General features: G+C 67.6%; 25 protein-coding genes. 14 read left to right on the forward strand and 11 right to left on the reverse strand.

Features of this window, described 5'->3' with window-relative positions:
* Window positions 1-8: 8 nt before the first annotated feature.
* Window positions 9-671, reverse strand: a complete 663-nt coding sequence (locus LJ754_RS02140) for a LuxR C-terminal-related transcriptional regulator (RefSeq protein WP_227912775.1) — start codon at window positions 669-671, stop codon at window positions 9-11.
* Window positions 668-2182, reverse strand: a complete 1515-nt coding sequence (locus tag LJ754_RS02145) for an ATP-binding protein (protein ID WP_227925106.1) — start codon at window positions 2180-2182, stop codon at window positions 668-670. Before LJ754_RS02145 ends, LJ754_RS02140 begins: the two co-directional genes overlap by 4 nt.
* Window positions 2183-2317: 135 nt before the next feature.
* Between LJ754_RS02145 and LJ754_RS16820 the strand changes: the two genes are divergently transcribed.
* From LJ754_RS16820 to LJ754_RS02175, 5 genes are all read left to right on the forward strand, one after another.
* Window positions 2318-3712, forward strand: coding sequence for a PspC domain-containing protein (locus LJ754_RS16820; protein WP_269439667.1), 1395 nt, complete (start codon window positions 2318-2320; stop codon window positions 3710-3712).
* Between the two features lie 2 nt (window positions 3713-3714).
* Window positions 3715-4122, forward strand: a complete 408-nt coding sequence (locus LJ754_RS02160) for a hypothetical protein (RefSeq protein ID WP_227925107.1) — start codon at window positions 3715-3717, stop codon at window positions 4120-4122.
* Window positions 4123-4196: 74 nt separating this feature from the next.
* Window positions 4197-4433 carry a PspC domain-containing protein gene (locus LJ754_RS02165; RefSeq protein WP_227912772.1) on the forward strand — a complete coding sequence of 79 codons (237 nt, stop codon included), beginning with the start codon at window positions 4197-4199 and terminating at the stop codon, window positions 4431-4433.
* Between the two features lie 76 nt (window positions 4434-4509).
* Entirely contained in the window at window positions 4510-5541 is a 1032-nt protein-coding gene (locus LJ754_RS02170) for a 6-phosphofructokinase (RefSeq protein ID WP_227912771.1), read from the forward strand.
* Between the two features lie 120 nt (window positions 5542-5661).
* Window positions 5662-6378, forward strand: a complete 717-nt coding sequence (locus LJ754_RS02175) for a GNAT family N-acetyltransferase (RefSeq protein WP_227912770.1) — start codon at window positions 5662-5664, stop codon at window positions 6376-6378.
* 25 nt (window positions 6379-6403) lie between these two features.
* Here LJ754_RS02175 and LJ754_RS02180 read toward each other — a convergent pair whose 3' ends face one another.
* The 4 genes from LJ754_RS02180 to LJ754_RS02195 form a co-directional block, all read right to left on the reverse strand.
* Complete coding sequence (locus LJ754_RS02180) at window positions 6404-6805, reverse strand: ankyrin repeat domain-containing protein (RefSeq protein WP_227912769.1); 402 nt, start codon at window positions 6803-6805, stop codon at window positions 6404-6406.
* A gap of 46 nt (window positions 6806-6851) precedes the next feature.
* The gene (ygfZ, locus tag LJ754_RS02185; protein WP_227925108.1) at window positions 6852-7943 is read right to left on the reverse strand and encodes a CAF17-like 4Fe-4S cluster assembly/insertion protein YgfZ; all 1092 of its coding nucleotides are present in this window, start codon (window positions 7941-7943) and stop codon (window positions 6852-6854) included.
* A 41-nt stretch (window positions 7944-7984) separates the two neighbouring features.
* A complete protein-coding gene (locus LJ754_RS02190) occupies window positions 7985-8584 on the reverse strand; it encodes an FABP family protein (RefSeq protein ID WP_227925109.1) in 600 nt (199 codons plus the stop codon).
* A gap of 303 nt (window positions 8585-8887) precedes the next feature.
* Window positions 8888-9631, reverse strand: coding sequence for a hypothetical protein (locus tag LJ754_RS02195; protein ID WP_227912766.1), 744 nt, complete (start codon window positions 9629-9631; stop codon window positions 8888-8890).
* 144 nt (window positions 9632-9775) lie between these two features.
* Here LJ754_RS02195 and LJ754_RS02200 point away from each other — a divergent pair, with 144 nt between their 5' ends.
* From LJ754_RS02200 to LJ754_RS02240, 9 genes are all read left to right on the forward strand, one after another.
* Window positions 9776-10480 (forward strand): winged helix-turn-helix transcriptional regulator, encoded by a 705-nt coding sequence (locus LJ754_RS02200; RefSeq protein ID WP_227925111.1) that lies wholly within the window; start codon window positions 9776-9778, stop codon window positions 10478-10480.
* 58 nt (window positions 10481-10538) lie between these two features.
* The gene (gene mshD, locus LJ754_RS02205) at window positions 10539-11510 is read left to right on the forward strand and encodes a mycothiol synthase (RefSeq protein ID WP_227925113.1); all 972 of its coding nucleotides are present in this window, start codon (window positions 10539-10541) and stop codon (window positions 11508-11510) included.
* Window positions 11511-11599: 89 nt separating this feature from the next.
* On the forward strand, window positions 11600-13825 hold the full coding sequence (locus LJ754_RS02210; RefSeq protein ID WP_227912763.1) for an RNA degradosome polyphosphate kinase: 2226 nt from the start codon (window positions 11600-11602) through the stop codon (window positions 13823-13825).
* A complete protein-coding gene (locus LJ754_RS02215; RefSeq protein ID WP_227925115.1) occupies window positions 13825-14796 on the forward strand; it encodes an NUDIX hydrolase in 972 nt (323 codons plus the stop codon). The genes LJ754_RS02210 and LJ754_RS02215 overlap by 1 nt, the downstream gene beginning before the upstream one ends.
* Window positions 14797-14825: 29 nt before the next feature.
* Window positions 14826-15662, forward strand: a complete 837-nt coding sequence (locus LJ754_RS02220; protein ID WP_227925117.1) for a DUF1648 domain-containing protein — start codon at window positions 14826-14828, stop codon at window positions 15660-15662.
* Between the two features lie 19 nt (window positions 15663-15681).
* Window positions 15682-16485 carry a thymidylate synthase gene (locus LJ754_RS02225; protein WP_227925119.1) on the forward strand — a complete coding sequence of 268 codons (804 nt, stop codon included), beginning with the start codon at window positions 15682-15684 and terminating at the stop codon, window positions 16483-16485.
* 25 nt (window positions 16486-16510) lie between these two features.
* The gene (locus LJ754_RS02230) at window positions 16511-17167 is read left to right on the forward strand and encodes a dihydrofolate reductase (protein WP_331461497.1); all 657 of its coding nucleotides are present in this window, start codon (window positions 16511-16513) and stop codon (window positions 17165-17167) included.
* 47 nt (window positions 17168-17214) lie between these two features.
* Window positions 17215-18348 carry an aspartate-semialdehyde dehydrogenase gene (gene asd, locus LJ754_RS02235; RefSeq protein WP_227912759.1) on the forward strand — a complete coding sequence of 378 codons (1134 nt, stop codon included), beginning with the start codon at window positions 17215-17217 and terminating at the stop codon, window positions 18346-18348.
* Between the two features lie 89 nt (window positions 18349-18437).
* Window positions 18438-18950, forward strand: coding sequence for a hypothetical protein (locus LJ754_RS02240; protein WP_227925120.1), 513 nt, complete (start codon window positions 18438-18440; stop codon window positions 18948-18950).
* Here the strand turns inward: LJ754_RS02240 and LJ754_RS02245 are convergent.
* From LJ754_RS02245 to LJ754_RS02265, 5 genes are all read right to left on the reverse strand, one after another.
* The gene (locus LJ754_RS02245) at window positions 18947-20011 is read right to left on the reverse strand and encodes a UDP-N-acetylmuramate dehydrogenase (protein WP_227912957.1); all 1065 of its coding nucleotides are present in this window, start codon (window positions 20009-20011) and stop codon (window positions 18947-18949) included. The two genes, LJ754_RS02240 and LJ754_RS02245, sit on opposite strands and share 4 nt — an antisense overlap.
* A 5-nt stretch (window positions 20012-20016) precedes the next feature.
* A complete protein-coding gene (locus LJ754_RS02250) occupies window positions 20017-20448 on the reverse strand; it encodes a MaoC family dehydratase (protein WP_227925122.1) in 432 nt (143 codons plus the stop codon).
* Between the two features lie 3 nt (window positions 20449-20451).
* The gene (locus LJ754_RS02255; RefSeq protein ID WP_227925124.1) at window positions 20452-20901 is read right to left on the reverse strand and encodes an FAS1-like dehydratase domain-containing protein; all 450 of its coding nucleotides are present in this window, start codon (window positions 20899-20901) and stop codon (window positions 20452-20454) included.
* On the reverse strand, window positions 20898-21137 hold the full coding sequence (locus tag LJ754_RS02260) for a hypothetical protein (RefSeq protein ID WP_227912755.1): 240 nt from the start codon (window positions 21135-21137) through the stop codon (window positions 20898-20900). The genes LJ754_RS02255 and LJ754_RS02260 overlap by 4 nt, the downstream gene beginning before the upstream one ends.
* Before the next feature lie 68 nt (window positions 21138-21205).
* Window positions 21206-22171, reverse strand: coding sequence for a DUF2797 domain-containing protein (locus LJ754_RS02265; protein ID WP_227925126.1), 966 nt, complete (start codon window positions 22169-22171; stop codon window positions 21206-21208).
* Window positions 22172-22194 lie beyond the last annotated feature (23 nt).

Genomic DNA, 22194 nt, shown 5'->3' on the forward strand with positions numbered 1-22194 from the left:
CGCGGGAGCTAGAGCAGCCGGCGGTCCGCCGCCCAGCGGGTGAGTTCATGCCGGGAGGACAGCTGGAGCTTGCGCAGCACGGAGGAGACATGGGTTTCCACGGTCTTCACGGAAATGAACAGTTCGCGGGCTACCTCCTTGTAGCTGTAGCCGCGGGCGATCAGGCGCATGACTTCCAGCTCCCGCGCCGAGAGGCGGTCCAGTTCGTCGTCCACCGAGGCCACGCTCGCGGTGCCGAAGGCATCCAGTACAAACCCGGCCAGGCGGGGCGAGAACACGGCGTCGCCGCCGGCAACCCGCAGGACGGCGTCGGAAATCTCCGGACCGGAAATGGTCTTGGTGACGTATCCGCGTGCACCGGCCCTGATCACCGTGACCACGTCTTCCGCGGCGTCGGACACGCTCAGCGCCAGGAACCGGGTGGCCCCCAGCAGCCCGGCACAACCGGCCAGGACCTCGGCTCCGCCTCCCCCGCTGCCGCCGGGCAGGTGGACATCCAGCAGGACAACCGCCGGCCGCCGTGCAGTGATCACCTCGATGGCCGATTCCACGCTGTCGGCTTCGGCCACCACGTTGATCCGTGCATCGAGGTCGGCCCGGAGGCCGGAACGGAAAATGGCGTGGTCGTCAACAACGACGACGTCGATCGGCAGGTGCGGCTGGAGCGTCATTTACGTTGTGCTTCCTGGCGGGACGGTTGGTTGGGGAAGGAATCGAGCGGGCTGGCCGGGCTGAACCGGCTCACCGGCCGAGCGGGTGCGGCCGAGGCACCGTGGGCAGCGGGAGCGGGTTTGTGCCCGGCAGCGGGAGCGTTCGTGGCGGCCGCCGCCGCGACCCCGTCGACCGGAGGACTGTCGGCAGGAACGGTGTCGTCAAGAGGACTGCCGGCAGGAGCTGAACCTGCCGGAGTGCTGCCGGCAGGAGCCGAACCGTGCTCCGGGTTCCCGTCCAGCGGAAGTACCAGCCGGACTTCGGTCCCGCCGGCGCTGCTGCGGATCCCCGCGCTGCCGCCGGCCCGCTCCATCCTGCCGATGATGGAACCGCGCACGCCAATCCGGTCCGGTGGAACCGCTGCCGGATCAAACCCGGGACCGCGGTCCCGGACAAAGACTTCAAGCTGCTCCGGCCGGCATTCGACGTAGACGGAAACGGTGCCGCCTGCATGTTGCGCCGCGTTAAGCAGCGCCGCGCGGGCGGCCTGCGCCAGCGCTTCGGTGCGCTCGTCCAACCGGGCATCGGAGACGGCCACCAACTCTATGGGGTGGCCGTAGGCATCCTCGATTTCAGCGGCAATGCGGCGCAGGCTCTGGACCAGATGGTCCTCGGCACGGGCCCGGTCGGTGTAGAGCCACTGCCGCAGTTCCCGCTCCTGGGCGCGGGCAAGCCGGACCACGTCCTGCTCGGAGCCGGCACGCTTCTGGATCAGGGCCAGGGTCTGCAGGACCGAGTCATGCAGATGGGCGGCAATTTCGGCGCGTTCCGTCTGCCGGATCCGGCCCGCACGTTCGGCTTCCAGGTCCCGCCAGTGCTTGACGGCCCACGGGGTGAATACCAGTGCCACACCTGCCAGGACCGCTGCGGAAGCGAGCAGTCCGGCAACCAGCACGTCCCAGCTCACCGCTCCGGAAACCATCACCAGCACGCCCGCCACCACCAGCAGCAGCCCTGCGGCCAACCGGATCAGCCCGGACGTCCGGTCTGCGCCGGCACTGTTCACGAGCCCGGCGCGGCGCCTTTCATCCAGCTGGCTCCAGGCCAGCACCGCACCGCCTGCAATGGCACCGAGCGGCACGAACAGTCCCCAGTTGAGGTCGGCGCCCAGCCGCTGGGCGATGAAGGCAGCGGCGACGAGCAGCAGGGCAAGCCCGGCAGCAACTTCGCGCTGCCCGGCTTTGCCCAGGGTTCCAGTCGGCCCCGCCCAGCCGCCGCCGTCGCGCAGGAGCCGGGCATAGTTGTCCGCAATACTGCGCGGGTTGGCCTGGACCTGTTCCTTCTTGTCCAGTTCTTCCCGGGTGGGAACCATGATCCACAGCCAGCCGTACAAGAGGAAGCCGCCGCCGGCCAGGCAGAACACCGCCATGAGGGCACGGGTCAGCTTCACCGGCCAGCCCAGGTGTGCCGCCAGTCCGGCGCAGACGCCGGCAATCATCCGGTCGCGGGGTCGCACCAGAGGTTCTCTCATGGCCCTATCAAAGCACGGCGCGGACCCCGGGAACCGTGCCCGGAGCCAAGTTCCGAAGTTCTTCAGGGGAGGTTCAGGGGCCGCTCAGGGTAGTCCCTGATGCTTCCCGCCGCCCCCGGCGGGAAGACTGGGGTCATGAACCCTTTCCCATCCTCTGCCGCCGATGAGCCGGCCTCCGCTTCGGAACAGCAGCCCTCCGGGGCCGGTTCCGCCTCCGCTGGAACCTCCGCCGCAGGCCACCGGCCGGACGGCATACACAGCGGCTTCTTTCAGTGGCTCCGGTCCCTTGGCGTGCAGCGCGGTCCGGACCGCTGGTTCGGCGGCGTAGCTTCCGGCCTCGCGGCGAAGACCGGACTGGATCCGGTGCTGATACGCGGACTGTTTGTGGTCCTGGGGGTTTTCGGGATCGGGTTCCTGGCCTATGGCCTGGCCTGGGCGCTGCTTCCGGAACCGGACGGCAGGATCCACGTGGAAGAAGCCCTCCGCGGCAGCTGGACCTCCGGAATGACCGGCGCGCTCGTGTTTACCATCGTGGGGATGGGCGGCCCCGGTGCTTCGGTCCTCGGCGGCGACTCGTGGTTCGGTGCCGTTGTGTGGACGCTGTTCTGGATCGGCTCCGGCATTGCAGCAATCTACTGGTTCTCCGGGCCCAAGGGCCGCGCATATTTCCAGGGCCATATGCCGCACGGCACATCCGCCCCTGCCGGCGGCCCGGAAGCGGCGGATGCCGGCACTACCGCCGCCGGCACTTCCGGTACCGCCCCGGTGTCGCTGGCCAAAACCGGCAGCCCCGAAACCCCGGCCCCCGCAGTCACGGCCCCCGCAGGCACGGCGGGCTTCGGAGACAGCCACGGCGCTCCTGCCGGCTGCACCGCCAAGGCCGCCAAGGTTCCCGGCGCCGGCGGACCCTTCCTGGCGGCCCTCTTCGGGGCAGCGCTGCTTGCCGGCGGCGCAATCCTCGGCTTGGACTATGCCGGCATCCTTCCCCTTGGCTCCCCGGTTTCCGTGGCCCTGGCTGCGGCGGCGGGGGTTTTTGGACTCGGTGTGGTCCTGCTGGGATTGTTGGGCCGGCAGTCCGGCGGCGCCGGCACGGCGGCGGTGGTGGCCCTTGCGGCGGCCCTGCTGGCCCAGGGAAACCTGGCCAACGCCAACCTCGTCGTCGCCAGCAATGCCGACTGGACACCGCAGGACTCGGCCCAGGCCGGCGGTGGCTACACCTCCGTCGCCGCCAACGGGACTGTGGACCTGCGCGGTACCGACCTTTCCGGGGACACCGATATTCCGGTCAGCGTGGCTGCCGGAAACCTGAACTTCCTGGTTCCCATTGATTCGCCGGTGACCGTGCGGTTCGGCATGGCGGCGGGCAACATCGAAGTCAATGACGGCGGTGACCACCACGAATACAGCGGCTTGTGGCAGTCCACCACCGAGCGCACGTTCAACCAAGACGCCGGCGGGGACCCCATCACCATTGATGTCCGGGGCCTGGCAGGCAATGTACTTGTGACAACTGAAGAAAGCGATCTTTAGCCATGGAGCAGGATAACGAGCGGGACTACCTCGGCCGGCCCTACACCGCCGGCAGCTACGAAACGGAGCCTCCCGGACAGTACGGGCCGACCCCGCTGATGCCTGAATCCGGGGGCGCGCTTCCCGGCTCACCGTCCCCCGCAGGCCCGGCCCCCACGGACGCGGAGAACGACGGCGACGGCAGCGGAACGGACACCGCATCCGGCTTGGCACCGGGCCGGGGAATGCGGGTGGGCACGGTGGTGTGGGGCCTGGTCCTCACCGTCCTGGCTGTGCTCCTGCTGCTGGTGGACACCGTGAACCTCAGGGTGGACCCGGTACTGCTCCTGCTGTGCCTTACCCTCGGAGCGGGGCTGGCCCTGCTGGCAGGCGGCTTCCTGGCGGCCTTCCAGCGCAGCCGTTCCCGCTAGCCGCACAGGCAACACCGTCTGCATCACCAGCACCAAAGTTTCCCATTTTCCCCATCGTCAGACAGGCTTGATCCATGGATAAGTTCTTTCAGCTCCTCCGCTCCTCCCCCATCAAACGCCGCAAGGGCTGGGCCGGCGGCGTCTGCGCCGGAATCGCCGCAACCTTCGGCTGGGATGTATCCCTGGTCCGGATCGGCGTGCTCCTCAGTTTCCTGCTCCCGTTCATCGGCCTGGGCACATATCTGGTGGCCTGGCTGCTGCTGCCGAAGGCTGACGGAACCATCCTCCTGCAGCGCATGGTGAGCGCCTAGGCTTAGATGCTGCCGGAAGGCTGGCTAGAATCTAGAGCAGCATCACACCGGCGCCATCAGACCAGGGGTAAAAAACATGAAGATCGGTATTCTCACCAGCGGCGGCGACTGCCCCGGGCTGAACGCGGTGATCCGCGGCGCCGTGCTGAAGGGCATCAAGGAATACGATGGCATCGAATTTGTCGGATTCCGTGACGGCTGGCGCGGCGTGGTGGACGGCGACATCATGGATCTGCCCCGCGCCAGCGTCCGCGGCATTTCCAAGCAGGGCGGAACCATCCTCGGCACTTCCCGCACCAACCCCTTCGAAGGACCCAACGGCGGCCCGGTGAAGATCAAGGCCACGATGGACCGGCTGGGGATTGACGCCATCATCGCGATCGGCGGCGAGGGAACCCTCGCCGCCGCGCAGCGCCTGACCGACGCCGGGCTGCAGATTGTGGGCGTGCCGAAGACCGTGGACAACGACCTCGACGCCACGGATTACACGTTCGGTTTCGACACCGCGGTCCAGATCGCCACGGAAGCCTGCGACCGGCTGCGCACCACCGGCGAGTCCCACCACCGCTGCATGGTGGCCGAGGTAATGGGCCGGCACGTCGGCTGGATTGCGCTGCACTCCGGCATGGCCGCCGGTGCCCACGCCATCCTGATCCCCGAGCACCCGGTGAGCCTGGACCAGATCTCCCAGTGGGTCAACGAGGCCCACGAGCGCGGCCGGGCCCCGCTGGTGGTAGTTGCCGAAGGCTTCGTCACCACGGACATGGAGTCCCCGCACTCCGAACGCGGGCTGGACAGCTTTGGCCGGCCGCGGCTGGGCGGCATCGGTGAACTGCTCGCCCCGGAGATCGAGGCACGGACCGGGATCGAAACCCGGGCCACGGTGCTGGGCCACATCCAGCGCGGCGGCGTGCCGACGGCGTACGACAGGGTCCTCGCCACGCGTCTGGGCATGGCTGCAGTGGACTCGGTGGTGCAGGGCCTGTGGGGCACCATGGTGTCGCTGCACGGCACGGACATTGTCCACGTCGGTTTCGAGAAGGCCCTCGGGAACCTCAAGACCGTTCCGGAGCACCGTTACGACGAAGCGGCCATCCTTTTCGGCTAGGAAACACCGGCACCGCCACCCTCGACGGCCCGCAGCTGTTCCTGTGTATTCCATGAGGATTTGCTGTGGGTCGGCAAGGCGCCGGCCGGGGTGCCCGGGCAGCGGTGTAGGTTGAAACCCATGAACCTGGATTCAGGAACCATAGCGATTATCCAGCTTGCCTGGTCCCGCCACCTGGGGCTGGAGGACAACGCGCTGGCTGAGACGGACAGCGGTGAACGCATCTACAGCGTCAGCGAACGCGCCCAAACCCTGTGTTTCCTTCGTCTGTTCGGCACCGAAGTCTTCAGCGGACCGGAGTGGGCCGCTGATCGTGCGCGCAGCAAGAGCGCCCTTGAACTCACCCGCAATTCGGGCCTGGTGCAGATGTCCATGGAGCACGGCGGGCGGACCCTGGGCGCCGAACAGCTCTTTTTTGCCGATTCCTTCCCCACCGTGGCTCCGCTGGAGGAACTGGCCGTTGCCAATGACCCCGACCTCGCGCTGGCACTGGAACGCCTGTGCCCGCCGGACGACGTCGCCGAAGCAGGATTGGCGGGCAAAGAGGACCTCTTTATCCTCGTGGACGACTCCCTTGACGAACCGCGCCCGGTGGCCGGCGCCGGGTACAGCATTACCGATGGAATCCTGGCGGACATGAGTGTCCTGACGGCGCCGCCGTACCGGCTGCAGGGGCTGGGCAGCTACATCAGCTCGGTTGCCCTGGAGGATGCCATGGCCGGCGGCCTGATCCCGCAGTGGCGGGCACCGCTGGACAACGTGGGTGCCGCGCGGACAGCGGTGGGCTCCGGCTTTATCCCGGCCGGCGTCAAGACATCCGTAGCCCTCTCGGCCTAGGCTGCGGCCGCACCGGTCCCGACGCTCAGCCCAGCAGTTCCAGCATCTCCTGGCGCTTAAAGAACGCCGCCGTGTCACGGGCGGTGGGTGAACCGCCGTCGGGATCTGCTCCGGCGTCCAGCAGGAGGCGGAATACCTCTGCGTAGCCCTTGAACGCGGCCCCGGCGAGCGGGGTCTGGCCCCGGTCATTGCGGGCGTTTACGTCTGCTCCGCGTTCCACCAGCAGCGCTGTCACTGCAGCGTGGCCGTGGTAGGAGGCCAGCATGACCAGGTTGTCACCGGCACTGTTCGTGAGGTTCACCGGCACCCCGGCATCGAGGTAACGGCGGATCCCTTCGGCGTCACCGGCCCGGGCAGCATCAAAGACCATACCGGCCAGCTCAATGATGTCGTCGTCAATTTCCGGGCGGGGTTCCGGGGTGGTCATGGATCTCCTCTTGTGATGGTTTGGTTGTCCGCCGGCTCGCGCCGGGCTAGACCCGCGGTGCTTTCAGGAAGCCCGTGGCGCGTCCGACAACCGCTCCGGCGTCGGGGGCCACGATGGGTTCCTGGGCGGCGGCGTAAAGTTCGCCGCCGTCGTCCACCACCAGCTGGGCGGCGGGATCGACCGACCGCTTCACCACTGCCAGGGCGACGGGGCCCATTTCATAGTGGGCGCCCACGGAGGTCAGTGTTCCGACTTTCCGCTCGCCGAGCATCACCGGACTGCCGGCTGCCGGGATGGTGTGCTGCGAGCCGTCCAGCTGCAGGAACACCAGGCGCCGCGGCGGGTGGCCCAGGTTGTGCACCCGGGCGACGGTTTCCTGGCCCTTGTAACAGCCCTTGGCCAGGTGCACGGCAGTGCGGATCAGGTCCAGCTCGTGCGGGAGGGTTTTATCGTCGGTTTCTGCGCCCAAACGGGGACGCCAGGCGGCAATGCGCAGGGCTTCGGACGCCATGGAACCGGCCAGGGTGCGGCCCGAGGCGTCAATGGCCTCCGCGAAGGAGTCCCTCGGAATCAGGTACTCATGCCAGGGCCGTTCCAGCCCCGGGTGGGCATCCTCCGGGACGGCGGTGTACGCGAAGCCGCCGCTGCCGATGTGCGGCCACGGATCGCTCCAGCGCAGGTACTGCTCCCATTCCGGAACCTCGGCCGTGGTGCCGGCAACCGCCCACTGGTCCGTGGCGTTGGTGACCTCTACCCGGAGCATGAACTTCATCCGCTCCAGCCATTCGGTCAGCCCGGCCGCTTCGGCTGCTTCCACGAGCAGCCACGCGGTTTCACCGTCGTCGATGATCCGGGCGTCGTAGTCGATCCGGCCCTGGACGCTGAGCAGCAGCAGTTCCGAGCTCACGCCGGGCTGCAGGGTGCCCACCTGCTGGGAGGACAGGGTGTTCAGCCAGCTCAGCCGGTCCGGCCCGCTGACGGTGACCACGCCGCGGTAGGAGAGGTCGACGACGGCGGTGCCGCGTGCCAGGGCGCGCTGTTCGCGCAGCGGATCACCGTAGTGGGAGGCGGTGCCGGCATCGAGGCCGCCGGCCGCCACGGCACCGTGGCGGGAAAGCAGGGGGCTGGAATACGTCATGGGAAGTGCAACGTCCTTGCCTTGCGGGGCTATTCCCCGGCTCAGGAGCTCTTGTTGAGGATGGCGGAGGCATGGGCTTTGAGGTTTTCACCCTCCGAGGCGACATCCCAGCGCCAGTACAGGTCTCCATTGACCAGGCCGAAGATGCGGGTGGCGGCCGTGTATTCCTTGGAATTCACGCCACGCATGACCAGGTCGGTGGCCAGCTGGATCTGCGGTCCCTTGATCTGCCCGTAGTACAGCTCGGCAATGCCGCCGGGATGCACAATGGTGGCGGTGATGTCGAAGCCGCCGTTTTCGTTGCGCAGCTCTTCGACCTCGTCGGCGCTGCGCAGGGCCGGAACAATGTCTGCGGGCACCAGCCCGGGGCCGCCGTCGGCGTCGTTCAGCGGACGGTCAAGGGACCAGAAGCCGGTCTCCACCGCCAGCGGACGCAGCCGGGTGCCCTGCTCGTCGGTGAGCCAGCTTTCCGCCATGTACTGCAGGTAGGGCAGGCCGTTCTGGGTGAACGTTACCTTTTGGGCGAAGTGCTCCGAATCGGCTTCGCCTTCGCCAAGCCTCCCGGACCCTTCCCAGGTGCCGATCAGCCAGGAGAGGGGAACCAGTTCCGGCGTCAGGTCGGTGGGGATCTCCATTGGCATGGTGGAACCTGTCCTTCGATATCTAACGGGCCGGCGCAAACGCCGGCAGGCGACGGGTCCGGAGTTACAGGCCCGGGATTACCGGTTCGGTGCTACTTCTGGCCCTTGTACAGGCGGGAAACCACCAGGCCGGCGAATCCGGCCATACCCAGGCCGGTGAGACCCAGCAGAGCGATGAAGAAGATTTCGAGTGCAGTCATGGGTACATCCTAACGCGGGGAAGTGACGGTACAGCCATTCGATCATGCGGGACAGCCCGGACAAAACCGCACTGCGCCCGGGGAGTGCACACCGGCCTGCGGGTCATAGGCCGATGAGGCGTCCGAGGAAATAGACCACCGGTCCCAGCACCAGGACCGGCGCCAGTGCGAGTGCCAGCTGTCCGGCGGTGTTGGATTTGTCCGCACGGGATAACACCAGGCGGCGGAAGGCCATCACGACGGCGGCAACCACCACGCCGGAGAACGCAGCCCACTGCCAGGACACTCCCGATGCCAGCAGGACGGCAAGTGCGCCGCACAGCCCGCCGGCAACCAGTCCAAGGGGTGCCGCCATCCGGTCCGGCAGCGGGATCAGGGACACCGCTACGGCGGCCAGGGCCGCGGCGCCGGCCACGGCCAGCAGGGCCGGGTCCTCGCCGGCGTCGGCGAGCCTGTCGGCCGCCACCCAGCCTGAAGCCATGGCCGTTACCAGGACACCGGAGATAATGCCGACAATGGATTCCAGGCGGTGGGCCTGGCCGGTGCCGCGCAGCAGCTGGATCAGGAACACTGCCCCCACTCCGACGGCGACGGCGGCGGGCAGCCAGGTCAGCATGGCCGCGGGGGGCGCGTAGCAGGCCGCAGCGGTTGCGCCGGCTCCAACCAGGGCCAGCACGGCGCCCTGCGTCTTACGCGCCGGCACCCCGATCAGGTGCGGCCAGCACAGGCCGGTCAGCACGGCGGCTGCACCGGACACCAGCGCCACGGCGGGCACCGAGAGGTAGGAGGCACTTACGATACCGATAATGGCAAGCGCCGCCGGCACCGCTAAGCTCCATAGTTTCACCCTAGTTATCCTGCCTTATTACGGCGTCCAGATGAAAAGCGACAGGCCCGCAAAGGCCGATGGGTATACTTTCGATCACTTCCAGCCAAGCGGATCGGCGAAGAATCTGTGCCCAACGGTGTGCGCCCAACATTCGGAGGACCTATGTCGCACATTCTGCTCCTGACCAACAGTTCAGGTGCCTCGGTGAATGTCCTGCCTGCCCTGGAGCTGCTCAACCACAAGGTCCATGTTGTTCCGGCGGAGCCCACTGCCCTCCTGGACACCGAGCCCAGCGACGTCATCCTCATTGATGCCCGCAAGGACCTGGTGGGAGCCCGTTCCCTGACCCAGCTGCTCAAGGCCACGGGGCTTGGCACCCCGCTGATCCTGATCCTGACCGAGGGCGGCATGGCCGCCGTCGCCCCCAACTGGCTGTCCGACGACGTCATCCTGGATACCGCAGGACCTGCCGAGCTGGAAGCCCGGCTGCGGCTGGCGTCGGCCCGGGGCGGCAGCGGCGCGGAGGAAACCGTCACGGAGATCTCCGCCTCCGGCGTCGTGATTGACGAGGCAAGCTACACCGCACGTGTCAACGGCACGGCACTGAACCTGACCTACAAGGAATTCGAGCTGCTTAAGTACCTGGCACAGCACCCCGGGCGGGTTTTCACCCGCGACCAGCTGCTGCACGAGGTGTGGGGCTACGACTACTACGGCGGCACCCGCACCGTGGACGTGCATGTACGCCGGCTGCGCGCCAAGCTCGGGCCGGACCACGAAACGCTGATCGGCACGGTCCGCAACGTCGGCTACCGGTTCACCCGCTCCCGTACGGAAACCGCCGCACCCGCCAGCCAGGATGCCTGAGCACCCGAACCCGCGCCGCGCGGCCCGCTCACAGCCCCGGCCGCGCTAGGCTTTCGGCATGAGTGAAGAACCGCAGACAGCATGGCCCGTCGTCGAGACACGCGGAACCCCGGAACCCGCTGCCTTGGCAGACATCCTGGAACTGGCAGCGGCCGCCCGGGATTCCGACGGCAACCCTCCCCTGTCCGAGCAGACGCTCGTTGACCTGCGCTCGGCGGACGCGGACCCGGACACGCTGGCCGTCTTTACGACCTACGCCGACGACGCGGGTGCAGCTACCGGCGGCGGCCGCTGGCTGGCCGGCGTTGCCGTGCTGGTGGCCGAAGCCCCCGGCGCCCCCGGGGTCCTGGAACTGGTGGTGCACCCGAACTACCGCAACCAGGGTGTGGGCACTGCGCTGGCCCGGGCGGTTGCCGAGCGGACCGGCACGAACCGGCCCGCTGCCTGGTCGCACGGAAACCATGAAGCCGCCGTTGAGCTTGCTTCACGGTTTGGCTACCGGCCGGTCCGCGACCTGTGGAAGATGCGGCTGAGCCGTTCCGCCCTGGCCGACGCACTGCCGGAGGCACCGTTCCCGGAGGGCGTGACACTGCGTTCCTTCGAACCCGGCCGCGATGAACTTCCCTGGCTTGAAGCCAACGCCGCAGCGTTCTCGCACCACCCTGAACAGGGTTCGATGAGCCTGGCCGATCTGCAGGCCCGGATGGCCGAGGACTGGTTCGACCCGTCCGGGTTCCTCCTGGCCGTGGACCAGGACGGAAAAATCCTGGGCTTCCACTGGACCAAGGTGCATCCGGGTGCCGGCGGCCATCCGCCCATCGGCGAGGTGTACGTGGTGGGCGTCAGCCCCGACGCGCAGGGCAAGGGGCTGGGCAAGGCCCTCACGATTGCCGGGATCCGGCACCTGCATGCCGCCGGACTGGACGCGGTGATGCTGTACGTGGACGCGGACAATACCGCCGCCGTCGCGCTGTATCAACGGCTGGGCTTTGTCCGCTGGGACCAGGACGTCATGTACGCCCCCGCATAGATTCCGCAGCTTGTAATGTTATTTGGACAGGGCCGCCCGGCCACCGGCGCGGCTGCCCTGTCCCGCCGCCAGCACTTCAGGGAGACACTATGGATTTCGATACCGCCGCCGAGCCCCGCGCGACCTTCGGGTCGGCCGAGGCCATGTCGGCGCCCCGGGCCACCCAGGACCGCATCGACATCCCGGACTTCGGCCCTGCCCTGCTGCCCAGCGGGGATATCTCGCCGGCGCGCTTCCTGGACCGGGAAATCAGCTGGCTGCACTTCAATGCCCGCGTGCTGGAGCTGGCGGAGGACCCGGAGCTGTTCCTGCTGGAGCGGGTGAACTTCCTGTCCATCTTCGCCTCCAACCTGGACGAGTTCTTCATGGTCCGGGTGGCCGGGCTTAAGCGCCGGATTGCCACCGGGCTGGCCGTCCCGTCCGCCGCGGGGATGAGCCCCATCGAACAGCTGGAGGAGATCGTGGCCGCCGGCTACCGCCTGCAGCAGCGCCACGCAAACGTATTCGCTCAGCAGATCCGCCCCGCCCTCGCCGAGGAACAGATCTACCTGGTCAGCTGGGACGAGCTCGACGACGCCGCCAAGGCGAACCTGCACAAACAGTTCGCGTCCAAGGTCTTCCCGATCCTGACGCCGCTGGCCGTTGATCCGGCCCACCCGTTCCCCTATATTTCCGGGCTGTCCCTGAACCTGGCCGTGGTGGTCCGCAACCCGGTCAGCGGCAAGGAGTTCTTTGCCCGCGTCAAGGTTCCGGACCAGCTGCCGCGGCTGATCTCCGTGGACGGACCCCGCGCCGGCAACGTGGCCGGGCGGATGGCCCGTTTCATTACGCTCGAAGACGTGATTGCCCAGCACCTGGACCAGCTCTTCCCGGGCATGGACGTCATTGAGCACTATACCTTCCGCGTGACCCGCAACGAGGATCTCGAGGTGGAAGAGGACGACGCCGAGAACCTGCTGCAGGCCCTGGAAAAGGAGCTGCTCCGCCGCCGCTTCGGGCCGCCGGTGCGCCTGGAAGTAACTCCGGAAATGAACCCGAATATCCGCGAACTGCTTGAACGCGAGCTGGGCGTGGAGTCGGACGAGGTCTATGTCCTGCCCGCCCCGCTGGACCTGCGCGGGCTGTCCGGGATCAGCCGCATCGACCGGACGGATCTGCACTATCCGAAGCAGGTACCGCATACCAACCGGCACCTGAAGGAGTCCGAAACCTCCAAGCCGGCCAACGTCTTTGCCGCCATGCGGCGCCGGGACATCCTCCTGCACCACCCGTACGATTCCTTCTCCACCTCCACCCAGGCCTTCCTGGAGCAGGCTGCTGCGGATCCCCGCGTCCAGGCCATCAAGCAGACCCTGTACCGCACCTCCGGGGACTCCCCCATTGTCGACGCACTGATCGACGCCGCCGAGGCCGGCAAGCAGGTCCTGGCGCTGGTGGAAATCAAGGCACGTTTCGATGAGCAGGCCAACATTTCCTGGGCCCGCAAGCTGGAGCAGGCCGGGGTCCACGTCGTGTACGGCATCGTGGGGTTGAAAACCCACTGCAAGCTTTCGCTGGTGGTCCGGCAGGAAGTGGACGGGCTGCGCCGCTACTGCCACATCGGCACCGGCAACTACCACCCGCGCACCGCCCGCTACTACGAGGACCTGGGCCTGCTGACGGCCAATGAGCAGGTGGGCGAAGACCTTACGAAGCTGTTCAACCAGCTGTCCGGCTACGCGCCCAAGTCCACGTTCAAGCGCCTCCTGGTGGCACCGCGCTCCGTCCGGTCAGGACTGATCGACCGGATTGAACGGGAGATCGCCAATAAGAAGGCCGGCCTCAGCGCCCGTGTCATCATCAAGGTCAACTCGATGGTGGACGAGGCAATCATCGACTCCCTCTACCGGGCTTCCCAAGCCGGTGTGCAGGTGGACGTGATTGTCCGCGGCATCTGCTCGGTACGCCCCGGCGTGCCCGGGCTGAGCGAGAACATTACGGTCCGTTCCGTGCTGGGCCGCTTCCTGGAGCACTCCCGCGTGTTCGCCTTCGCCAACGGAGGCGATCCGGTGGTCTTCATCGGTTCAGCCGACATGATGCACCGCAACCTGGACCGCCGCGTCGAGGCCCTGGTCCAGCTGGCATCCAAGGACGACGTTGCGGAACTGGTGGCGCTGATGGACCGGTACATGGACCCCGGCACCGCCAGCTGGCACCTGGATGCGGAAGGGATCTGGAACCGCCACCATAAGGATGCAGAGGGCAACCCGCTGCAGGATGTCCAGTCCTGGCTGCTGGCCTCCCGTTCGCGCCAGCGCTCGGTGGCCCGCCGCTGATGGAAGCAACGGAGTCCCGGACGACGCCGGCCGCTGCCCCCGGGGACGCGCCGGTCAAGGTGGTTGCTGCCGGCGCCCTGTGCTGGCGGGAGCGCGAAGGCAAGCTGCAGGTCCTGATGATCCACCGTCCCCGCTATGACGACTGGTCCTGGCCCAAGGGGAAGCTGGACGACGGCGAGACCACGCCCGAATGCGCCGTGCGCGAGGTCCGCGAGGAAGTGGGCCTGCGGATCAGCTTGGGCATCCCGCTGCCGCCCACCGTCTACCCGGTGGCCTCCGGCATGAAGATTGTCCACTACTGGGCCTCTCACGTGGACTCAGGCAAGGCCCGTCCCGACGGCAAGGAGGTGGACGGGATCCGCTGGTGCAGCCCGGAGGAAGCTGCCGAGTCGCTGACCAATCCCACCGACAAGCTTCCGCTGCAGGAACTGGTCCTGGCCTATGACGAGCAGCGCCTGCTGACCTGGCCGCTCATTGTGGTGCGCCATGCCAAAGCCAAGCCCCGTTCCTCCTGGACCAGGGCCGAAGGGGACCGTCCGCTGGTTGCTACCGGCCTGCGCCAGGCCATGGCCGTCTCGCGGCTGCTGGTGGCCTGGCGGCCCAAACGGGTGGTCTCCAGCCCCTGGGTCCGCTGCGTGCAGACCGTCAAGCCGTATGTGAAGGCGGAAGGCGCCAAGTTCAAGACGGTGGACGCCCTCACCGAGCACAACGCCAAGCGGAAACCGGGCAAGGCCCGCGGCGCCGTGGAAGGCCTGTTCGACAAGGCCAAGTCCGCGGCCGTGTGCACGCACCGCCCGGTACTGCCGCTGGTCTTTGACGTGCTGGCCGCGCACATGTCCGAGGAGATGGCTGCCGGACTGCCCGTCAAGGACCCGTACCTGGCGCCCGGCGAGTCCGTGATCTGCCAGGTCAGCAGTGCCGATGAAGGCCGTATTGTTTCCCTGGAGAAGTACCGGGCGTTCGACGACTGACGTTTCACCGGCGCGAGGGGGCGCCCGCCATGACCGAAACCCACCGCGATACTTCACCGGGCGGCGTAACAGTCAGCGGTGCATCGGCCAGCGCCGTGCCGGGCCCGGCGTACGGCCGGTACGTCGCCGCCGCCGTCGTCGTCCTGGCTGCGGCAGGCGCCGGGGCAGTTCTCTACCCGGCCCTGCCGCAGTCCCTGCCGGTGCATTGGAACGGTGCGGGGCAAGCCGACAGCTATGCGCCCAAGAGCACCTGGTCCGTCTTTGCTGCGCCGCTGATAGCCCTTGGAATGCTGCTCTTCCTGCTGGGAAGTGCGGCGGTCATCCCGCGGCTGGCGGCCTTGTCCGGCCAGCTGCACGCCGGCGGCCCTGCGGCCCATACTGCCAACATCCGCGCCACGCAGTTCTTCCTCGGCGGCACCGCCTTCGCACTGAGCATGCTGTTCGCCTGGCTTGCCCTGCGGGGCTGGCTCCTGCCCCCGGACGGCAGCGCCCTGGAATTCGTGCTGCCCACGGTGGCCCTGTTCCTGGCCATGGCCGGCTTCGGGGTGGCAGCCCTGCGCCGGTACCGCAGGGAAGTTGCAGGGACGTCGGATGCGGCGGCAGAGGATGAGAGGGCAGAGGGCCCGGGAGATGAACCGGACGCCCCCGCAGCCGGCGCCGGTGATCCGGTGGCGCAGCGCAGCAACTACCGTGCCGGCATCTACGTGAACCGCGCCGATCCCCGCCTGCTGGTCCCCAAACGGCTGGGCGTTGGCTGGACGCTGAACGCCGGCCGTCCCGCCGGGCTGGCCTTTTACCTGCTGATCGGACTGGTCAGCATGGCTGCCCTTGTGGCGGGCATCGCACTGCCCCTGCTGGCGCCCTGACCTGAACTAGACTGGCCCGGTGAGCATTCCAACCCCGTATGAAGACCTGCTGCGAGACGTTATGGCCAACGGCACGCAGAAGTCCGACCGCACCGGCACCGGCACGCGCAGCGTGTTCGGCCGCCAGATGCGCTTTGACCTCAGCGAGTCCTTTCCGCTGATCACCACCAAGCGGGTGCACTTCAAATCCGTGGCCCTGGAACTCCTGTGGTTCCTGCGCGGCGATTCGAATGTGCGCTGGCTGCAGGAGCGCGGCGTCAGCATCTGGGACGAATGGGCTGACGACGACGGCGAACTGGGACCGGTCTACGGCGTCCAGTGGCGCTCGTGGCCCACCCCGGACGGCGGGCACATCGACCAGATCGCCAAACTGGTCGAAGGGATCCGGAAGAACCCTGACTCGCGCCGGCACATCGTCACCGCCTGGAACCCGGCCGAAGTGGAAAATATGGCCCTGCCGCCGTGCCACGCCCTGTTCCAGTTCTACGTTGCCGACGGGAAGCTTTCCTGCCAGCTTTACCAGCGCTCCGCGGACACCTTCCTGGGCGTCCCCTTCAACATTGCCTCGTACGCCCTGCTCACCATGATGGTTGCCCAGCAGACCGGTCTGGAGCCGGGCGAATTCGTGTGGAGCGGCGGCGACGTGCACATTTACGACAACCACGTGGAGCAGGTCCGCGAACAGCTGGGCCGCGAGCCTTTCCCCTACCCGAAACTGCATATCCGCCGTACGCCGGAGAGCATTTTCGACTACACGCTTGAGGACTTCGAAGTCCGGGACTACCAGCACCATCCCGGCATCAAAGCTCCCATCGCCGTTTGATCCGACCCCAACGGAAAAGGACACCATGACTGAGTCCGTACCCAACACGTCCGCTCCCGGCACCCGCTACTACCCGGTGGGCGGCGGTTCCGGCGAAGGAGCGGACCTGCACGAAGTGCTGCAGGAACTCGGCACCGTACCCGCCGGGGAACCGGTCATCGGCATGGTCTGGGCGCAGACTGCCGGCGGCGTCATAGGACGCGACGGCGGGATGCCGTGGCACCTGCCCGAAGACCTGGCACATTTCAAGGCCACCACCTCCGGTCACCCGGTGATCATGGGCCGGCGCACCTGGGAGTCCTTCCCGGCGAAATACCGTCCCCTTCCGGACCGGACGAACATCATCATTTCTTCCAGCCCGGAACTGGCAGCCGAAGCGTCAGCCTCCGGCGCCGTCGTCACGGGTTCCCTCGAGCAGGCTCTGGCCGCCGCTGCCGCCAGCCCCGGCAGCGAGGAGGTCTGGATCATCGGCGGCGCGCAGCTCTACGAGGCGGCCGTGGAAGTGGCCGACGCCGCGGTGGTGACCGTGATCGACAGCGAGACCGAGGGCGACACCTACGCCCCTCACCTCGGCCCGGAGTGGACCTTTACCGGGGTCAGCCCGGCCTCCGGCTGGTACACGTCCGCCAACGGCAGCCAGTACCGGATTGCCCTCTGGACACGTGATGCGCGTGGACAGTGACGTAAACAACCAAGACGGCAGCGGCCCAACGCCCTAAAGTGGAACCCATGACTTCTTCCTCCGTTCCCACTGCAGGTTTCATCGGCTGGCGCGGCATGGTTGGCTCCGTCCTGATGCAGCGCATGCAGGACGAAGGCGACTTTGCCCTGGTCAACCCCGTCTTCTTCTCCACCTCCAACGCGGGAGGAGACGCGCCGTCGTTCGCGGCCGGCGCGGGCCCGCTGCAGGACGCCTACGACGTCGAGGCGCTGGCCAAGCTGCCGATCATCGTGACGGCGCAGGGCGGGGACTACACCGCGGAGGTCTTCCCGAAGCTGCGTGCCGCCGGCTGGGACGGGATCTGGATTGATGCCGCCTCCACACTGCGGATGGATGACGACGCAATCATTGTGCTGGATCCGGTGAACCGCGACGTGATCGATGCCGGACTGGCCCGGGGCGTGAAGAACTTTGTCGGCGGCAACTGCACGGTCTCCTGCATGCTGATGGGCCTGGGCGGCCTGTTCCGCAATGGCCTGGTGGAATGGGGCACCTCCATGACCTACCAGGCAGCGTCCGGCGGCGGTGCCCGGCACATGCGCGAACTGCTGAACCAGTTCGGTGCGCTGCACGGTGCGGTGGCCCCGGAGCTGGCTGACCCGGCGTCGGCCATCCTCGCCATTGACCGGGCCGTGCTGGCTGCGCAGCAGGACCCGGCGCTGGATTCTTCCCGGTTTGGAGTGCCGCTGGCCGGTTCCGTGATCCCGTGGATTGACGCGGACCTGGGCAACGGCATGTCCAAGGAAGAGTGGAAGGGCGGCGCCGAAACCAACAAGATCCTCGGCCGCGGTGCTGGCGGACGTATCCCGTTTGACGGATTGTGCGTGCGCATCGGTGCCATGCGCTCCCACTCCCAGGCGCTGACCCTGAAGCTCACCGAGGATCTCTCCGTCGAAGAGATCGAGAAGATCATTGACGCGGACAACGAGTGGGCGAAGGTGGTGCCCAACACCAAGGAGGCCACCATGGCCGAGCTGACCCCCGTGGCGGTCACCGGCACGCTGCAGGTTCCGGTGGGACGTATCCGCAAGCTGGAAATGGGCCCGGAGTACATCAGCGCCTTCACCATCGGCGACCAGCTGCTCTGGGGTGCGGCCGAGCCGTTGCGCCGGATGCTGCGCATCGCCACCGGCAACCTGTAAGGGGCCCTGCACCGCTCCCGCGCAGCACCGGGGCGGGCAAGGCAGGCCCGTACGCAAAACTGTCAGAGGCATGTGGCAGGTTGTTGCGCATGGAGCAGCAACCGGCCGCGGGGCACAATGCAGGGCACAACGCAGGGCATCCTGCCCAACAGAGCATAGACGCCATCCTGACCAGTTTTTTTGCCTTCAGCTGCGCGGGCAAGCAGATACCCACGCATGCCCGCTACCTGCGGGTTGGCGTACAGCTGCGCGCCTATCTCGAGGCCGAAGGCGTCCGCATCCTCTCGGCGGAGGACACGGCGCTCCTGGAGCTGGAACGCGGTTTCGGTGAAGGGTCAGCCTTTGCCCGGCTGTTTGGCGCCGCAGAGCTCGCCTATGCCCTCACCGGCTTCCTGGACCCGGCGTGGCTGCTGCCGGACCTGCAGGACAGGCGCACCCAGGTCAGCATGACCCCGCGCCTGATCCAGTGGCTGTGCAACACGCATCTGCTGGATCCGCACCGGCACCGCCCGGCTATCCGCGGCGCCCGTGCGGCGGCGGCGGAGGCGCGGAAAGGCCCCGCCGGCAGGGAGGGTTCCCAGCGGCGCTGGGAGGGTTCCTAGAGGCTGCAGTTCACCAGGACGGGCTCGGGATGCAGCCGGATTCCGAAGGCCTGCTCCACTCCCTTCGCCACGGCGCGTGCCACCACCAGCAGGTCTTCCGCGGTTGCCTCTCCGCGGTTGGTCACCGCCAGGGTGTGCTTGGTGGACAGGGAAGCACGGCCTCCGGTCCCGTCCGCCGGGTCCAACCCGAATCCCTTGCGGAAACCTGCGTGGCTGATCAGCCACGCGGCGCTGAGCTTTACGTGTCCGGGCTCCGTTACCGGATAGCGCGGGGCGTCCTCGGGCAGGTTTGCAGCCGTTGCCTCGTCCACAATGGGGTTGGTGAAGAAGGAGCCGGTGCTGTAGGTATCCGGGTCCGCTGCATCCAGGACCATGCCCTTGCCCGCCCGCAGGCGCAGTACCTCGCGGCGTACATCCACGGCATCGGTCCGCTCGCCCAGGTCCGTGCCCAGTGCACGGGCCAGCTCGGCGTAACGCACCGGGGCACTGGTATGGCCCTTGGCCAGGTTGAACTCGACGCTGAGCACAACGTAACGCGGGGAGCCGTTGACTGTGCTGCGCTTGAGTACCGAATCCCGGTAGCCGAAGCCCAGCTCCGCGTTGCTGAATTCCGCCACGCAGCGTTCGGTGCGGTCCCAGGCCCGCACCGACCGGATGGACTGGGACACATCTGCGCCGTAGGCACCCACGTTCTGCACCGGGGTTGCCCCGGCGAGCCCGGGAATGCCCGAGAGGGCTTCCAGTCCGGAATAGCCTTCGGCCAGGGTGTACGCCACCAGTTCGTCCCAGGGGTGGCCGGCTTCGGCACGCAGGACGGCGCCGCCGTCGTCGGCCGGTGTCATCCGCAGTCCGCGGGTGGCGATGCGGATGACCGCGCCGTCGAACCCCCGGTCCGAGATCAGCAGATTGGATCCGCCGCCAACGATCAGCAGCGGCTCCCCCGCCTCGTCCGCGGCGCGGACGGCGAGGATCAGTTCGTCTTCGGTTTCGGCTTCAAGGTAGCGGCGGGCGGGCCCGCCAACGCGTGCGGTAGTCAGCGATGCCAGCGGCATCCGGGTCAAAGCGGTCACCAGATCCGCACCACGGCCTGTGCCTTGACCAGCACCTTCTGTCCGTTGAAGGTCACCGTGAGGTCCACGCGCGCCGTGGAGTTATCCACGTCAATGGCGCCGATGGCCCCGGCAACCTCCACCACGGCTCCCGGAGCTCCGTCGAGGTCCTCCACCAGGACCGGGCGGGTAAAGCGGGTCTGGTAGTCGATGACCGCCCCGGGATCCCCCGTCCAGTCGCTGACCAGCTGCACGGCAGCACCCATGGTGAACATGCCGTGCGCAATAACGCCGGGCAGCTCCACCTCGCGGGCGAAGCGTTCATTCCAGTGGATGGGGTTGAAGTCGCCGGATGCGCCGGCATAGCGGACCAGATCGGCCCGGGAAATTTCGATGGTGGACGAGCCGATGGACGTCCCGGTGGAAAGTTCGCTCAGTGCAATGGACATTGGTTACTGTCCCTCTCCGCGGACGAGGATGGATGAAACGGTGGTGGCTACCTGTTCGCCTTCCACGGTGGAAATTTCCGCACGGGTGCTGATCAGGGCGCCGTCGCCCATGGCACGCACGGAATCCACGTGCAGTTCGGCCACCAGTTCGTCGCCGGCCACAATGGGGCGGTGATGGGTGAAGCGCTGGTCGGCATGCACCACGCGGGAGAAGTCGATGCCCGCTTCGGGATCGGCCACCAGCAGGGCGTCTGCGCGCTGGGCAACGATAATGGCGAACGTGGGAGGCGCCACCAGGTCGCTGTACCCGAGCTCCTGCGCGCTGGCGACATCGAAGTGGGCCGGATTGGTGGCCTTGACGGCGGCGGCGAACTCGCGGATCTTCTCCCGCCCCACCGCGTAGGCCTCACCGGCGGGGTAGCTGCGGCCCTGCAGGCCGGGATTGATGCTCATTTCTTGCCTTCCATTCCCTTGATTCGACGGCGGGTGTCACGGGCCCGCACCACCATGCCGCTCAGGTGGATACTCAAGCCCACCACTATCAGCGGAAGGGCAATGTACATCAGGACCTGGTTGTCCGTCACCGCGCCCAGCAGCACCAGCAGCACCCCGGCGCCGCTGATCGCCAAGGCACTTACTACCAGTTTCCGGTACAGGGGCGAGCCGGTTTCCCAAGGGGTGTTTAGCATGCCTTCAGAATACAGGGGCGGGCCGGGCGGACCGGAACCGTACCGTGCCTGCTGCCGGAACCGTGCTGCTAGAACAAGGCTGACTGCAACGCAGGCAGCGGTGTACGGTAAGCCGCGCCGGTGAGCAGCCGCCGGCCCTTCAGCCGCGACAGGTCCGCGGCGAACAGGGTCTGTTCACCGTCCACCCGGACCAGGGCGGTAGGTCCCAGCACGGCCACGATAACCATCCCGTGCTCTCCGGTTCCGGGGTCGCAGGGATACAGCTCACAGGCCGCCTCCAGGACAGTGGCAAACTGCGCGGGCGGTTCCCAGCGTTCCTCGACGGTGGCGAAACCCTCAATCCCTGTACTGTCCAGCAGGTCCCGCACGTCCTGCGCGGCCTCCGTGTTGAGGGAATCCAGTTCCGCCGCGGCAAGCGGCCGGGCCAGTGCTGCTGCTTTGGCTCCGGCGCGGACCGCCTGGGGCAGGCCAAGCCGGGAGGTCACCGTATCTTCGAGCACACGGACAGTCAGGCCGTTCACGGCGCGGGCAACATAGGAGGCGCGGACGGCTCCCTGCTCGACCAGGCGCAAGTGCTTGCGCGGGTCGGCTGCCGTGCCGACTTTGGTGGAGCCGTCGGCGAAGGTGGCGACATAGAGCCAGTGCGGCTGGTCCAGGTAGCGGCGCAGGGTTTCGGGAACACTGAAGGTGCGGTGGCTGTTGTGCATGCCCCGCACCTCGTCACGGGCGAAGCACTGGCCGCACTGGTAGCCCCGTTCCGCCGCTGCCTGCGCCGGACACGGCGTGTGGGACTGGCCGCCGCCGTCGTTCACCTGCCACGATCCCAGGCAGAAGCGCGATGCGGCACCGGGGCCTTCCAAGACACGGAACCGCACTTCCGTTCCTGGCTCCAGGCGCAGCCGGTGCGGCATGCCGTTCGGCGTGTGCAGCGCAAGGGCGGGGCCGGAGGCATCCCAGGACGTGCCGGAGCAGAGGAACCGGCCGGCGTCTTCGTCTGGAACCGGCTCATCGGCATCTCGCTCATCTGCATTCACCGGATGATTCCTCCGTTAAAACG

This window comes from Arthrobacter sp. zg-Y40, assembly GCF_020731535.1.
In the GTDB taxonomy this organism is placed as follows: domain Bacteria; phylum Actinomycetota; class Actinomycetes; order Actinomycetales; family Micrococcaceae; genus Arthrobacter_B.

What these genes read in the sequence shown, in the direction of transcription:
- LJ754_RS02140 (WP_227912775.1), bottom strand. Translation starts at nt 671, where the DNA reads ATGACGCTCCAGCCGCACCTGCCGATCGACGTCGTCGTTGTTGACGAC.
- LJ754_RS02145 (WP_227925106.1), bottom strand. Translation starts at nt 2,182, where the DNA reads ATGAGAGAACCTCTGGTGCGACCCCGCGACCGGATGATTGCCGGCGTC.
- LJ754_RS16820 (WP_269439667.1), top strand. Translation starts at nt 2,318, where the DNA reads ATGAACCCTTTCCCATCCTCTGCCGCCGATGAGCCGGCCTCCGCTTCG.
- LJ754_RS02160 (WP_227925107.1), top strand. Translation starts at nt 3,715, where the DNA reads ATGGAGCAGGATAACGAGCGGGACTACCTCGGCCGGCCCTACACCGCC.
- LJ754_RS02165 (WP_227912772.1), top strand. Translation starts at nt 4,197, where the DNA reads ATGGATAAGTTCTTTCAGCTCCTCCGCTCCTCCCCCATCAAACGCCGC.
- LJ754_RS02170 (WP_227912771.1), top strand. Translation starts at nt 4,510, where the DNA reads ATGAAGATCGGTATTCTCACCAGCGGCGGCGACTGCCCCGGGCTGAAC.
- LJ754_RS02175 (WP_227912770.1), top strand. Translation starts at nt 5,662, where the DNA reads ATGAACCTGGATTCAGGAACCATAGCGATTATCCAGCTTGCCTGGTCC.
- LJ754_RS02180 (WP_227912769.1), bottom strand. Translation starts at nt 6,805, where the DNA reads ATGACCACCCCGGAACCCCGCCCGGAAATTGACGACGACATCATTGAG.
- ygfZ (WP_227925108.1), bottom strand. Translation starts at nt 7,943, where the DNA reads ATGACGTATTCCAGCCCCCTGCTTTCCCGCCACGGTGCCGTGGCGGCC.
- LJ754_RS02190 (WP_227925109.1), bottom strand. Translation starts at nt 8,584, where the DNA reads ATGCCAATGGAGATCCCCACCGACCTGACGCCGGAACTGGTTCCCCTC.
- LJ754_RS02200 (WP_227925111.1), top strand. Translation starts at nt 9,776, where the DNA reads ATGTCGCACATTCTGCTCCTGACCAACAGTTCAGGTGCCTCGGTGAAT.
- mshD (WP_227925113.1), top strand. Translation starts at nt 10,539, where the DNA reads ATGAGTGAAGAACCGCAGACAGCATGGCCCGTCGTCGAGACACGCGGA.
- LJ754_RS02210 (WP_227912763.1), top strand. Translation starts at nt 11,600, where the DNA reads ATGGATTTCGATACCGCCGCCGAGCCCCGCGCGACCTTCGGGTCGGCC.
- LJ754_RS02215 (WP_227925115.1), top strand. Translation starts at nt 13,825, where the DNA reads ATGGAAGCAACGGAGTCCCGGACGACGCCGGCCGCTGCCCCCGGGGAC.
- LJ754_RS02220 (WP_227925117.1), top strand. Translation starts at nt 14,826, where the DNA reads ATGACCGAAACCCACCGCGATACTTCACCGGGCGGCGTAACAGTCAGC.
- LJ754_RS02230 (WP_331461497.1), top strand. Translation starts at nt 16,511, where the DNA reads ATGACTGAGTCCGTACCCAACACGTCCGCTCCCGGCACCCGCTACTAC.
- asd (WP_227912759.1), top strand. Translation starts at nt 17,215, where the DNA reads ATGACTTCTTCCTCCGTTCCCACTGCAGGTTTCATCGGCTGGCGCGGC.
- LJ754_RS02240 (WP_227925120.1), top strand. Translation starts at nt 18,438, where the DNA reads ATGGAGCAGCAACCGGCCGCGGGGCACAATGCAGGGCACAACGCAGGG.
- LJ754_RS02250 (WP_227925122.1), bottom strand. Translation starts at nt 20,448, where the DNA reads ATGTCCATTGCACTGAGCGAACTTTCCACCGGGACGTCCATCGGCTCG.
- LJ754_RS02255 (WP_227925124.1), bottom strand. Translation starts at nt 20,901, where the DNA reads ATGAGCATCAATCCCGGCCTGCAGGGCCGCAGCTACCCCGCCGGTGAG.
- LJ754_RS02260 (WP_227912755.1), bottom strand. Translation starts at nt 21,137, where the DNA reads ATGCTAAACACCCCTTGGGAAACCGGCTCGCCCCTGTACCGGAAACTG.